The following is an 11,572-nucleotide window of genomic DNA, read 5'->3' as shown; positions in this document are numbered from 1 at the left end:
GTGCTCATCGTGTCCCGGTCCGGCGGCGCAGCAGGACCGCGACCGCGATCGCGAGCAGTACCACGATCACACCGACCACGACCAGGATCGGGACGGTGTTGGAGTCGTCGGAATCGGAGACGGCGGTGGTGGTTTCGACGGTGGTCGTGGCCTTCGGCGTCGCGAAGGTCAGCGGTACGGCTGCCAGGATGGCGGAGGGATTGGTGAGGCTGGTGACGGCGAGGGTGCATGCCCCCGGCGCGGCCGTGCAGTCCACATCCCCGATCTTGGAGACGATCGTGATGACACTGCCGCGATCCCCGGGCTGCCAGGTGCCCGCGGCATCGGCCGTACCCAGTAGCGAGCCGCCCAGATTGCAGTCGGCCGGTGTGGTTATGGTCGGTTTGCACTGGCCGATGGCGACCGTCGGAAGGTTCGCCGGCAGCCCGTCCAAGGCCACCGTCACGGTCTGACCGTCGGTGACCGCACCGGAGGGGGTGGGGTGCAGTACGGGGGCCGCCGCGGCGGAGGGGCTGGTCGCGAGCAGCGCGGCGGTCAAGACCGCCGCGCCCGCGACACCTCGAAAGATGTTGCTTCTCATACCGTTTCTCAGCCGAAGGTCAGCGGGATCGAGGCGATGATATTGGTCGGGTCGGTCAAACTGGTGACCGCGATGGTGCACGCACCCGGGGCCGACGCGCAGTCGACGCCACCGACCGAGCCGACCACGGTGATGGTGTCACGGCTCGCCTGCCAATTGCCCTCGCCGTCGGCGCGGCCGAGGATGGAGCCGCCGAGGTTACAGTCTCCCGGACCCGAGACCTGTGAGGTGCACTGTCCCACGGCGACGGACGCGAGATTCGGGGCGAGCCCGCTCACCGACACCGAGATGGACTGACCCGCTCCCAGCCCGCCGGTCTGGCTCAGCGAGACCGACGCCGCCTGCGCGGTCGCCCCGCCGAAGACCGCCAGGGCCGATAGGCCCGCGAGCACGGCGCTACCGCGTAGAAAACTTCGAAACATGGTGTTCTCCTTCTGTTTCACTACAGCCGCCGCCGATCGGCGAAGGCCATTCCGGCGACGATGACGAGCAGACCCGCGGTCGCCGACCACAGCAGCGTGGAGGGACCGTTGGTATCGGTGGCGGCGGTGGTGGTCGTGGGGGTCGCCACGGGTGTCACCGCCGGTAGCCGCGAGCCCGCGAAGCTCACCGGCACCGCCGCCGAGTTGGCGGTGATGACCGCCACGGGTTCGGTGCCGGGCAGCGGTGCGGCCGCGATGACGCACTGCTGTTGGACGCAGTCGATGCCATTGAATTTCGGCCGCACGATGAGGGTCAGGGTTCCGAAACCACCGTCGGACCCGATATTGACGAAGGTGGCTCCACCCTCGAGGTCGCAGTCCTTCAACCCGTTGGTGAAGCCCAGCTTGCACAATCCGACCGCCACGGCGGCCAGTCCGGGCTGGAATCCACTGCCCGCCACCGTGACTCGCTGCCCCTCATGCAATTCGTTGGTGGCGCTGACATGCAGTGCCGCCGGGGCGTCCGCTGTCGCGGGTGCGGTCACGGTCAGCGCCGCGACCGCCAGTACGGCGCAGCAGTGTGGGATCGCGCGAATCATCGGAGCCCTCCTTCGGTGGCATAGGTGGTGGCCGAACCGGCCGGACGGTGGACATGAGCGGACGTAGGCACCGCTGGAACCATGCGCAGCGCGGCGAACAGGACCGGAATGGCGAGCAGGGTGAGGGCAGAACCCGTGCCCCAGCACCGCGCGAGTACAACCGCGAGTGCGATGCCGACGAGGCCGCCGCAGGCTGCCGTGAGTACCGTGACCGCATGCCGCGCCGATCCGGCGTCCCGCGAGAACTCTTGGGTCAGTACCGAATCCGCGACCGAGAGGCAACGCACCCCGGTCGCGAGCGTGAGGCCCACGCCCACGGTCAGTTGCCACGGTCCAGGTGCGGTGGCGATCAATATCGCGCCGCCCGCTTGCAGTACCAGCAGCGGGGCGAGGGCACGGCCGGTTCGACCGGGGAGAAGTGCCGTCACCACCATGGGCGCGGCGGCGAAGACGAGGTATCGAGGATGGTCGGCGTCGAGCACGCTCCAGCGGAACAGCAGCAGATGCAGTGCGGGCAGGACGGTACCGCCGATCGCCAGACCTGTTGCCGCATAGGCGGGTAGCAGTCGCGCACCGGTGCGCGCAGCCTGCCGGACTCCGTGATCGTCAGACTCCGCGACGGTGGACCAGCTACACACCGCCAACGCGACACTCAGCACCAAAGCCACGAATCCCGTTGCCAACAAGGCGATTCCGGGATGTTCGAAGCAACCCCACGCAATGAGAGCACCCGCCGTCGGACCCGCCGCGAGTACCGCGAAGGATCCGCGCACCCCTTCGGCCGCCCGGAGACCGGATACCAGCAGCACCATCATCAGCGCACCCGCGACCAGCAGCCCGCCGGTGAACGCCCCGATACTCGAGGTCGTGCCCGCGGCGATCAATCCACCGCCCGCGACCACCCCGATCACACCGGTGACGCGCCCGATCCCCCTGCGCCAGAGCTTGATCGCGGGCAGCACCGCGACTACGCCGAGCGTCACCGCGGTCACCGCGATATAGCCCACCACGGCACCGGGCAATCCGACCGCGCCGCCGAGCGGTTTGTTCAACAGCGCGATCTGCACGGCGGTCATCGGCCCCACCGCGGTCGCCAGGAGCACGGTGAGCCAGGTTGCCACCTGGTTTCCGAGACCGGATGCGCTTCGAGTCGCCATCCCTCACCTCCAGCACGTGTTTCTCTAGCGGAAACACGGTTTCGCAGTTGCCATATTGAACCCGCGCCATCTGCGCATGTCAAGGCCGTTCGGATCCGTAACCGACTGGAAACAACGGATATTCGGCGAGCACTGGACAGATCCCCGCCACCGGTACAGAATCACGACTATTCGGAAACAGCGTTTCGATCTCCGAAACAATCAGTGAGAGGGGCGAGTTCATGACCCGAGTCGCGGCCGCACAACTCGCCGCGGGCACCGATGTGGCGGCCAATCTCGCGGCCTGCCTGCGCATGATCGACGCCGCCGCGGCGGCCCGCGCCGAACTCGTGGTGCTGCCCGAGTTCTGTAATCACCTATCGTGGTACACCGATCGCGACCACGCGCACCGAATGGCCTGCCGACTGGGCGACCCCTTCTTGACCGCCGTCGCCGAACGGGCCGCACGGCACCGCATCTACGTCAAGATCGGGGTGACGCTCGCCCGGAACAATGGCCGCACCACCGGAACCGGCCTGCTCTACGGTCCGGACGGCACGCTGCTGGGCGAATCCGACAAGCAGATCCTGATGGGCGCGGAGAACGACCATCTCGATCCCGGCGACATCGATTCGCCGGTCATCGAGACGCCCCTGGGCCGCATCGGCATGTACGCCTGTATGGAGGGCGTCACCTGCGAAGTGGCTCGATCACTGGCCGTGCGCGGGGCGCAACTACTGCTCAACAGCCTCAACTCCTTCGCCAGCGATGAAGCGAGCCTGCACATTCCGGTGCGCGCCGCGGAGAACAAGGTATGGGTGGTGGCCGCCAACAAGATCGGCCCGCTGCTGCCCGAACAGCAGCTTCCGGCGATCGCGGAACGGCTCGGCGTACCACCGGACCGGCTGCACGGGGCGGGCGAGAGCCAGATCGTGGCACCGGACGGAACGACTCTGGCCCAAGCGCCGGTGACCGGTGAGGGCTTCGTCATCGCCGAGATCGAGGTGGCGCTGGCCGATGACAAGCGGCGGCCGGACGGCACCGACACCCTGACAGCCCGCCGACCACAGCTGTACGCCCCGCTGCTGGCGGACTCGTCAGCACGCCGTGCTCCGGCGGGCGCGGAAAGCGTGCTGGTGGCCGCCATCGCACCGGATCTCGAACTGCTCGCCGAAACGGCTACCGCCGGTTCGGAATTGATCGTGCTCCCCGAGCTGTCCGGACCGACCCCGGCCGAGGTCGTCGTCGCACTGCGCGGCACCGACGCTCACGCCGTACTCACCGTGCGCGAAGGCGACGTCCACCACGGCGTGCTGGTGAACGCGCACGGCATAGTCGGCCGTCAGCCACAGCTGCATCGCACCCACCGCCACCCCTGGCTCGGCACGCTCGGCGATGAGCTCGAGATATTCGAATTGCCCTGGGGCCGACTGGCGATCGTGGTCGGTGATGACGCACTGTTCCCGGAGACCTGCCGCCTGGCCGCGGTTCAGGACGCCGATGTGATCGCGATCGCGCACACCCCGTCCGAGCCCTGGGAACAACGCCTCGGCCTGCCCGAACGATCGGCCGAGAATCGCCTCAATGTGGTTGCGGCCGGGCTCGATTCGCGCGGCGAATTCACCGCCGCCGTCTACGCGCTGAGCCCCGACTTCACCCTGTGGACCGCGTGGAGCGGCCCCTTCACCGGCGTCATCAGCCACCCCGATATCACCGCCGATTCCGGCGCGGACCGGGTGCGGGCGCTCATCCGCCCGGCCCAGGCCGTGAACCGAAACGTATCCAGGGGCACCGATCTGGTGGCGGGGCGGCCGCGCGCCGCGACCGCCGCGCTGATCCGGGAACCCGCCGCACTCACCACACAGACGGAGCTGCCATGAGCGAAACCGTGCAACATGTCGAGCAGATGGTCGACGAAACACCCCGGGTCGATGTGACGGAGACCTTCCGAGAGTGGCAGGAGCTGCTGAGCGAACTACGGGGACGCATCGCCGCGCGCTTCGAACTCCGCCGTGATCCCAGCACCGAAGATCTGGAGTCCTACGGTGACGCCGCCACCGGTCCATCCGGCCGCCTGGCCGCCTACTCCGGTCCGGAGATCGACTGGCTGGTGCACTCCTGGATCGGCGATCCGCGTACGGGTTTCGTGAATCTGCACCTGACCGCGTGGCTGGGACCGCAGGTGCGGGTGCCGCATCTGGGCTCGGCGCTGCTGCTGTATCCGCAGGGCTGGTTCTACGTCGATGCCATGCCGCGCGGGGATCTGGTCGGCGACGGTGACTATTACGACCGCTACTACCGCGACGCCGATGAGCCCTGGCTCCAATTCAAGCCGGATCATCCCGACTTCACCTGGTTCACCAGTCGCACCGGCTTCATTCGGGCCAGCCTGTCCCCCACCGCCTACTGCTACTCCTTCCCCGCCACCCGCCCCAATCTCGATGCCGTGCGCGACTTGTTGAGCGCCAAGGTGGATCAGTGGCTCGGCTGGGTCGATGCCGCCGAACCGGTACCCGCCGCCGAACAGGCCGAGCTGGCCGCGCGCGATCTGCGGATCCGCCGCAATATCGCCGAGCGGGATCCCGCGAATGTGATGGGCGAGCGCATGTTCGGCGCGGAGATGACCCAGCGCCTGGTTCGCGCCCTCTGGGGCGGCGACCGGGTACTCCCGAGACCGGTGGGTTGAGCATGATCCGTTCACTCTGGTGGTCGGTGCGCACCGATGGTGACGCGCCCTTCGATACCGCCCATATGAAGGTCTACTACCCGGCCGTGGCCTCGAGGGACGATGCCGAACGGCTGACCGGCGTCTTCGCACCGGATCCCGCGCATGCGCCGTATCCGGTGGTCATCTTCCTCTCCGGAGTCAATGTCGGCCAGGATTCCTACCGCCGCTACGTCACCGCCCTCGCCGAATCAGGCTTCGCGGTGGTGACTTTCGACCGGGTGGCCGAGTTGTTCGGCGGACAGCGCGGGCTGACGCCCGGGGTCGATATCGACGCCGCGCGGCCCAGCACCTACGGCACCCGGCCCACCTGCCCCACGATTCCGGCGGTGCTGACCGCACTCGCCGAGCTCAATGCGTCCGAACCACTCCGCGGCGCACTGGATCTGGATCGGATCGCATTGGGCGGCCATTCGGCGGGCGGCACCGTGGTCTTGCAGTCGGCGAGCTACTTCCCGGCCGTACGAGCGGTATTCGCCTGGGGTGCGCACACCATGGTCGCCACCATGCTCGGCTGGGATCCGGGCACCGTCCTGCCCGCGCAGGTGAATTGTCCGGTGCTACTGGGGGTCGGCACCAATGACGGGGTCATCACGGGCAGTGCGGACCGCTACGGCGAGGGCGCGGATCGACCCGATCCGGTGGCCCGGACCTTCGCCGAGGCGCTGCCCGAGGGCGATCATCTGCTCGCGGTGGTGCCCGGCGCCAATCACTTCGGCATCGCCGACGCCGATCCGACCGCCGCGCGCGCCTTCCTGGACGGTCCGGCCGAGACCGACGCACTGCCCGGCTTCGCCCGGCTCACCGCCCTGTTCCTGCGCGCGCATCTGCGCGCGGACGAGGCGGCGCGCGAGGAGCTCGCCGGTTTCGACGACGGCATGCTGCTGAAGCGGCGATAGGAGATCGGGTGCTCAAGAACTTCTGGTACGCCGTGGAATTCGCCGACCGGGTCGGTCGCGAACCACGCAAGGTCACCTGCCTCGGACAGGATTTCGTGCTGTACCGCACCGAATCCGGGGCGGTGGTCTGCCTCTCGGATCTGTGCGTGCATCGCGGTGGCGCACTCTCCATGGGCACGGTGAACGGCGACTGCATCACCTGCCCCTATCACGGCTGGCAGTACAACGCCGAGGGCGTGTGCGTGCGCATTCCCGCCAACGCCGCCGAACGCACCATCCCGCGCAAGGCGCGCGTGGACAACTATCCGACGCTCGAGCGGCACGGCATGGTGTGGGCCTTCCTCGGCGATCTGCCCGAGGCCGAGCGTCCGCCCATTCCGGAGATACCCCAGTGGGACGATCCGGCCTTCCGGGCGGTCGAGTACGAGATGGTGGTGGACGCCAATTACGAACGCACCTTCGAGAATGTCGTGGACGCCTCACACACCCCGTTCGTGCACGGCACCGCCTTCGGCAATCCGAGCAAGCCCGAGATCCCCGATTTCCGGGTGAGCCAGACCGATTGGTCGGCCGAGGCCGATATACAGCTCAGTCCGCCACCGCCCAAAGGGCTGTGGGGACTGCTGTCGCGGGGTAAGCCGCGGCCCGAGTACGTCACCGTCACCAATGCCTGGTACCTGCCCAATATCGTGAAACTGCATGTGCGACTGCCGATCGGCGATCTGATCCTCTACGACTTCAATATCCCGCTCTCGCAGGATCGCACGCTGGTCAAGATTCTCGGTTTCCGCAACTTCTTCACCGGTGCGTGGGCCGATGCCAACGCGCGCAAGCGAATCGAGAAGATCCTGCTGCAGGACCGGCCCGTGGTGGAGTCCCAGCGACCCGAACTGCTGCCCTTCGATCTCTCCGACGAGCTGCATGTGCGCAGTGACGCGCTCCAGGTCGCCTACCGTCGCCGGCGCGCACAGCTGATCAAACAGGGCTGGTGGGTGCAGGGCGACGACATCATCACCGGTGACGGACCACGGCGCACCGCCACCGTCATTCCCTCACCCGCGCGGCGGGACAATCCCGAACTCGCCAGCGCCTGGGTGCACAAGGCCCGCAATGGAGGAACCCCGCAATGAGCCTGCCCGCCGCGCTCAGTGAGCGCACACTCGAAACACTCTCCGGCGCACTGGGATTGACGGTCGCCGAGGACACCCCGCTCACCAGTGCGATGAGCCCGGAGCCGGTGGGGCGGCTGCGGGTGCTGCGGGGCGGCCCGATCGACAAGGCCGTCACCGTGGACCTGGTGGTACCGCCCATCGGCCTGGACAGCCATATGATCTTCGCCTTCACCGCGAGCGACTCCGCGGTACCGCACTTCACGCTCGATTCGGTGTACGGCGGCGACTACTACGCCATGCACCTGGATTTGATTCCGCGCGTGGATCTGGCAGTCCATCTCGAGTACCTGGACAGCGCCTACCTGCCGCTCACCGCGCTTCTCGAGGCGGCCTGGGAGATCGACGGCGTGACCCCGGCGGCGATCGGCCCCCGGCAGCGGGCGTTGATGTCCCCATGGATGGTGGTGTGCCGGGCCACCGAGCCCGCCTTCGAGGCGCTGGACGCGACTGTGGACGCCTATCTCCAGCATTGGCTCACCCTGGTGGACAAGGGCGTTCCCGCTGTCGAGGCCGATCTGCCCGGACGTGATCTGGCCAATCGCGCGAATCTCTTCAGCCCACAGGTGGATCCGGTGTGGGCGCAGGTCACCCGGCTGCTGGGGGCCGAACAGTCCGAGCGGGTGCGCGAGGAGTTGGAGTCATGACCGTCGCGCCGAGCGCATGGCAGCAGCGGATCGCGGGTGAATGGGCCGGGCGGCCTTCGCTTTTCGATGCCGAGGGCGTCTGGCTGGGGTTCGAGGACATCACGCGGTCCTCGGTGCACACCGACGGCGAGACGACCTACTACATGGACGGCGGACTCACCGGCGGCGGCACACTGGCCGGACGCTTCGCCCTGGGCGCGCCCTTCGCCTTCGGGGTGATCGACTCCGACGGCGACCGAATCTACACCGGACCCGACTTCTACGGCGCGGGGCAACCCTACGGCGGATTCGTGGACGCGAACTATTACGGTCCCGGCTGGCAGGTATCGCTGAACACCTGGAATCAGACCCTCGGCGATACCCAGGTGTACTCGTCGGCGCTGTATCAGGGACCGGCCATGGTGGGCGTCTTCAACGGCCTGTACACCCGTGATCCGGAGCTGGTCACCGAACGCATCGAGACCGAGACCCGCTGCGGGGCGGTGCCGTTCACCGTGCCGACCAAGGACGAGAGCCGCTACGCGGGTGATCTGGAGCTGTGGAGCTCCGAGCAGAAGGAGCTCGGCGGTCTGCGCATGACACTGACCATCGATCCGCTGAGTCTGCTCAGCGCCGAACACCATCTGGAGATGTCGGGCGCCATCGACTCCGACTCTCGAATCACGGTGCGCCGGGACGGTATCCGCTCCTTCCACGAGGGGCCCGACGTCTGGGGCAACGGACTCGCCTATGGGCGCGCCAACTTCGTCCGCCTGCACCGGGGCGACGGAACCCGGCTCGTCGGAAGGGAATTCATGATGGACGCCGAACCCGGTATGGGCTCGGGAACTCGGCTCGCGGTGGTCTATCAACTCTTCCAGCACAATCGGCTGACCGCGATCATGCACGGCGTATTGGAGCGCGAATGAGCACGATCGCCATTACCGGCGGCACCCGCGGCATCGGACTCGGGATGGCGCGGGCGCTGCTCGCGCGCGGACACCGGGTGGCCGTCTGCGGTACGAATCCCGAACGCGTGGAACAGGTCCGCGCCGAACTGCCCGCCGACAGTCTGGCCTTCGCCGCCGATGTCACCGATCGCGAACAGCTACAGCGCTTCTGGGACGCGGCGGTGAAACACCTGGGCGGAGTGGATATCTGGATCAACAACGCCGGTGTCTCGCATCGGCGCACGCCCATCTGGGAGCTGAACCCCGCCGATACCCGCACCGTGCTGGACACCAACCTGATCGGCGTCCTCAACGGCTGTGCCGTCGCCGTCCCCGCCATGGCCGAACGCGGTCACGGCCATATCTGGAATATGGAGGGCCTGGGCAGTGACGGCCGGGCGGTCCCCGGACTCGGGATCTACGGTGCGAGCAAGCGCGCGGTCACCTATCTGACCGAGGCCCTCGCCAAGGAGGTCCCCACTCAGGTCACCGTCGGTCTGCTCAGCCCCGGCATGGTCGTGACCGATCTGCTCACCGACGGCTACGACGAGGCCGAACTCGCCAAGGCGCGCAAGGTGTTCAATATTCTGGCCGACCGCGTCGAGACCGTCACCCCCTGGCTGGCCGAGCGCGTGACGACCCGGACCCGCAATGGCGCGCACGTGCGGTGGCTGACCACGGGAAAGGTCATGCGCCGCTTCGCCGCGGCCCCGTTCCGCCGACGCGATCTCTTCGCGCCGGAACCCGAAACCCACACCACCGGGAGTTGATTCGATGCCCGACGTACTGGGCTGGCGCACCAAGTTCGGTGTGCTGGCACCCTCGACCAATACCGTCGTGGAACCGGATTTCGCCCGGATGGGCGTTCCCGGGGTGACGGCCCACTTCGGTCGCATTCACATCCGCGACCAGAATATGAGCGACGACGCCGGTATGGAGCGCCTGCTCGATCAGATCCGCGCCGAACTCGTCGCCGCCTGCGAGCGGGTCCTGACCTGCGAACCCGACTATATGGTCATGGGGATGTCCGCCGAAACCTTCTGGGGCGGAGTCGAAGGCAATCGGCGGTTCGTCCAGCAGATCCACGAGGTCACCGGTTTACAGGTCGCCACCGGGGCGGAGGCTTGCCGCCGGGCGCTGGAGTTGTTCGGGGCCAAGCGCATCGGCGTGGTCACGCCCTATCAACCGGTGGGCGATGAGAATGTGGTGCGGTTCTTCGGCGAACTCGGTTTCGAGGTCAAGGCCATCACCGGATTGCGCTGTCCGACAGCGGTATCCATCGCCCATGTACCGGAGGACCGCTTGCGCGAGGCGCTGCTGGACGTGGACGGAGACGGTGTGGACGCCCTGGTGCAGTGCGGCACCAACCTGTCCATGGTGCGATTGGCCGATGAGGCCGAGCGCTGGCTGGGCAAACCGGTGCTCGCCATCAATGCCGCCACCTGGTGGATGGCATTGCGTGACAATGGAATAGCCGATCGCATCGAGGGCGCAGGGACGCTGCTCCGCGATCACTGACACACAAGAGAAAGACCGGGCCCGTCATCGGGGCCCGGCCTCTTCGTACTACTGATGCGTCGGATCGGCCCACAACCCGATGGAGGCCGAGCGCACCGGGGAGATGAAGCGGGGTGCGGCGGTCTCCGGGAAGTCCGGACCCCAATTAGTGGCGTCGCCGGTCATGACGACCTTGGCATTGTCGGTGTACCAATCCACCAGATCGGCGTCCGACCGCACGATCCAGGTACAGCCCCGCTCGGCGTCGGCGGTGAAATCACCGTGCCTGATGAAGGGCGGCCGCCAGAAATACGTTCCCGGCCACATATTTCCGAAGTTGTATTCGAAGCCGCCGTCCAGGCAGTACGCCTCCTCACTGCACGGGTGATGCGCCAGCGGCTCCTCCCGCCAGCCGGGCTTTGCCTTGATCAAGCGGGTGTAGAAACCGGTCTTCTCATCGCGTTGCAGGAGTTTGATGTACAGGCCCGGGACGGGGGTGCCGCCCAGGTCGAAGCGCATCGGGCTGCCGTCTTTGACATCGATCCACGGCATGGCCGCCGAGTCCAGAACGACCAATTTCTGGTCGGGACGGACGAATTCGCGGTCGGCGTCGGCCGCTTCGAAACCCCAGCCACCGCCCTCTCGGAACAGCAGGATCTCGGTCCCGGCCGCCACCGACAGCGCCGGTGTCAGCACGCCGACGGGGGCCATCCAGAACCCCTCCGGGCCGAGCTCGGTATCGCCGATGGTGACTCGGCCCGAGAGTACGAACCATTCGGTGGCGGCCAGATGCACGCCCGCGGGGCGGGTCCAGTCGCTGGTGAAGCGAACCTTGAGCGAGGCGGAGCCGTCCTCCTCGTCATAGCTGAGATTGCGCTGTTCGGCGCTGCCGGTGGCGTTCTCGAATTCGGCGAGATGCCAGATCAGGTCTTTTTCGTCGATGAGTTCAACATGCGGACGCACGGGTCC

13 protein-coding genes are annotated in these 11,572 nt (G+C 67.4%); 8 read left to right on the top strand and 5 right to left on the bottom strand.

The features are described from left to right. Positions 1–4: 4 nt before the first annotated feature. Genes OHB26_RS28765 through OHB26_RS28750 form a run of 4 tightly spaced genes read right to left on the bottom strand, consistent with a single transcriptional unit; the run spans position 5 to position 2,758 of the window. Positions 5–580: a neocarzinostatin apoprotein domain-containing protein gene (locus OHB26_RS28765; RefSeq protein ID WP_330180388.1), complete on the bottom strand. Its 576-nt coding sequence runs from the start codon at positions 578–580 to the stop codon at positions 5–7. An 8-nt stretch (positions 581–588) separates the two neighbouring features. Continuing rightward, positions 589–1,002 carry a neocarzinostatin apoprotein domain-containing protein gene (locus tag OHB26_RS28760; RefSeq protein WP_330180387.1) on the bottom strand — a complete coding sequence of 138 codons (414 nt, stop codon included), beginning with the start codon at positions 1,000–1,002 and terminating at the stop codon, positions 589–591. 20 nt (positions 1,003–1,022) lie between these two features. Continuing rightward, positions 1,023–1,601 (bottom strand): GPS-CTERM domain-containing protein, encoded by a 579-nt coding sequence (locus OHB26_RS28755; protein WP_330180386.1) that lies wholly within the window; start codon positions 1,599–1,601, stop codon positions 1,023–1,025. After that, the gene (locus tag OHB26_RS28750) at positions 1,598–2,758 is read right to left on the bottom strand and encodes a hypothetical protein (protein WP_330180385.1); all 1,161 of its coding nucleotides are present in this window, start codon (positions 2,756–2,758) and stop codon (positions 1,598–1,600) included. Before OHB26_RS28750 ends, OHB26_RS28755 begins: the two co-directional genes overlap by 4 nt. Positions 2,759–2,979: 221 nt before the next feature. Between OHB26_RS28750 and OHB26_RS28745 the strand changes: the two genes are divergently transcribed. From OHB26_RS28745 to OHB26_RS28710, 8 genes are read left to right on the top strand one after another with little or no spacing between them, the layout of a single operon-like run. Then, entirely contained in the window at positions 2,980–4,617 is a 1,638-nt protein-coding gene (locus OHB26_RS28745) for a nitrilase-related carbon-nitrogen hydrolase (RefSeq protein ID WP_330180384.1), read from the top strand. Beyond that, positions 4,614–5,423: an oxidoreductase gene (locus OHB26_RS28740; RefSeq protein WP_330180383.1), complete on the top strand. Its 810-nt coding sequence runs from the start codon at positions 4,614–4,616 to the stop codon at positions 5,421–5,423. The genes OHB26_RS28745 and OHB26_RS28740 overlap by 4 nt, the downstream gene beginning before the upstream one ends. 2 nt (positions 5,424–5,425) lie before the next feature. Further along, a complete protein-coding gene (locus OHB26_RS28735) occupies positions 5,426–6,361 on the top strand; it encodes an alpha/beta hydrolase family protein (RefSeq protein ID WP_330180382.1) in 936 nt (311 codons plus the stop codon). Between the two features lie 8 nt (positions 6,362–6,369). After that, a complete protein-coding gene (locus tag OHB26_RS28730; RefSeq protein WP_330180381.1) occupies positions 6,370–7,491 on the top strand; it encodes an aromatic ring-hydroxylating dioxygenase subunit alpha in 1,122 nt (373 codons plus the stop codon). Then, positions 7,488–8,177: a hypothetical protein gene (locus tag OHB26_RS28725; RefSeq protein WP_330180380.1), complete on the top strand. Its 690-nt coding sequence runs from the start codon at positions 7,488–7,490 to the stop codon at positions 8,175–8,177. Before OHB26_RS28730 ends, OHB26_RS28725 begins: the two co-directional genes overlap by 4 nt. Beyond that, positions 8,174–9,085, top strand: coding sequence for a hypothetical protein (locus tag OHB26_RS28720; RefSeq protein WP_330180379.1), 912 nt, complete (start codon positions 8,174–8,176; stop codon positions 9,083–9,085). The genes OHB26_RS28725 and OHB26_RS28720 overlap by 4 nt, the downstream gene beginning before the upstream one ends. Further along, positions 9,082–9,876: an SDR family oxidoreductase gene (locus OHB26_RS28715; protein WP_330180378.1), complete on the top strand. Its 795-nt coding sequence runs from the start codon at positions 9,082–9,084 to the stop codon at positions 9,874–9,876. The genes OHB26_RS28720 and OHB26_RS28715 overlap by 4 nt, the downstream gene beginning before the upstream one ends. Positions 9,877–9,880: 4 nt before the next feature. Beyond that, a complete protein-coding gene (locus OHB26_RS28710) occupies positions 9,881–10,624 on the top strand; it encodes a maleate cis-trans isomerase family protein (RefSeq protein WP_330180377.1) in 744 nt (247 codons plus the stop codon). A gap of 48 nt (positions 10,625–10,672) precedes the next feature. Here OHB26_RS28710 and OHB26_RS28705 read toward each other — a convergent pair whose 3' ends face one another. After that, positions 10,673–11,566, bottom strand: coding sequence for a DUF4437 domain-containing protein (locus OHB26_RS28705; protein ID WP_330180376.1), 894 nt, complete (start codon positions 11,564–11,566; stop codon positions 10,673–10,675). Positions 11,567–11,572: the final 6 nt, after the last annotated feature.

Origin of the sequence: Nocardia sp. NBC_01503, assembly GCF_036327755.1 — a bacterium.
Classification (GTDB): domain Bacteria; phylum Actinomycetota; class Actinomycetes; order Mycobacteriales; family Mycobacteriaceae; genus Nocardia.
This window is presented reverse-complemented; position numbering and strand designations above follow the sequence as displayed.

Coding starts and splice junctions, on each gene's coding strand:
- OHB26_RS28765 (WP_330180388.1), bottom strand. CDS start 580: ATGAGAAGCAACATCTTTCGAGGTGTCGCGGGCGCGGCGGTCTTGACC.
- OHB26_RS28760 (WP_330180387.1), bottom strand. CDS start 1,002: ATGTTTCGAAGTTTTCTACGCGGTAGCGCCGTGCTCGCGGGCCTATCG.
- OHB26_RS28755 (WP_330180386.1), bottom strand. CDS start 1,601: ATGATTCGCGCGATCCCACACTGCTGCGCCGTACTGGCGGTCGCGGCG.
- OHB26_RS28750 (WP_330180385.1), bottom strand. CDS start 2,758: ATGGCGACTCGAAGCGCATCCGGTCTCGGAAACCAGGTGGCAACCTGG.
- OHB26_RS28745 (WP_330180384.1), top strand. CDS start 2,980: ATGACCCGAGTCGCGGCCGCACAACTCGCCGCGGGCACCGATGTGGCG.
- OHB26_RS28740 (WP_330180383.1), top strand. CDS start 4,614: ATGAGCGAAACCGTGCAACATGTCGAGCAGATGGTCGACGAAACACCC.
- OHB26_RS28735 (WP_330180382.1), top strand. CDS start 5,426: ATGATCCGTTCACTCTGGTGGTCGGTGCGCACCGATGGTGACGCGCCC.
- OHB26_RS28725 (WP_330180380.1), top strand. CDS start 7,488: ATGAGCCTGCCCGCCGCGCTCAGTGAGCGCACACTCGAAACACTCTCC.
- OHB26_RS28720 (WP_330180379.1), top strand. CDS start 8,174: ATGACCGTCGCGCCGAGCGCATGGCAGCAGCGGATCGCGGGTGAATGG.
- OHB26_RS28715 (WP_330180378.1), top strand. CDS start 9,082: ATGAGCACGATCGCCATTACCGGCGGCACCCGCGGCATCGGACTCGGG.
- OHB26_RS28710 (WP_330180377.1), top strand. CDS start 9,881: ATGCCCGACGTACTGGGCTGGCGCACCAAGTTCGGTGTGCTGGCACCC.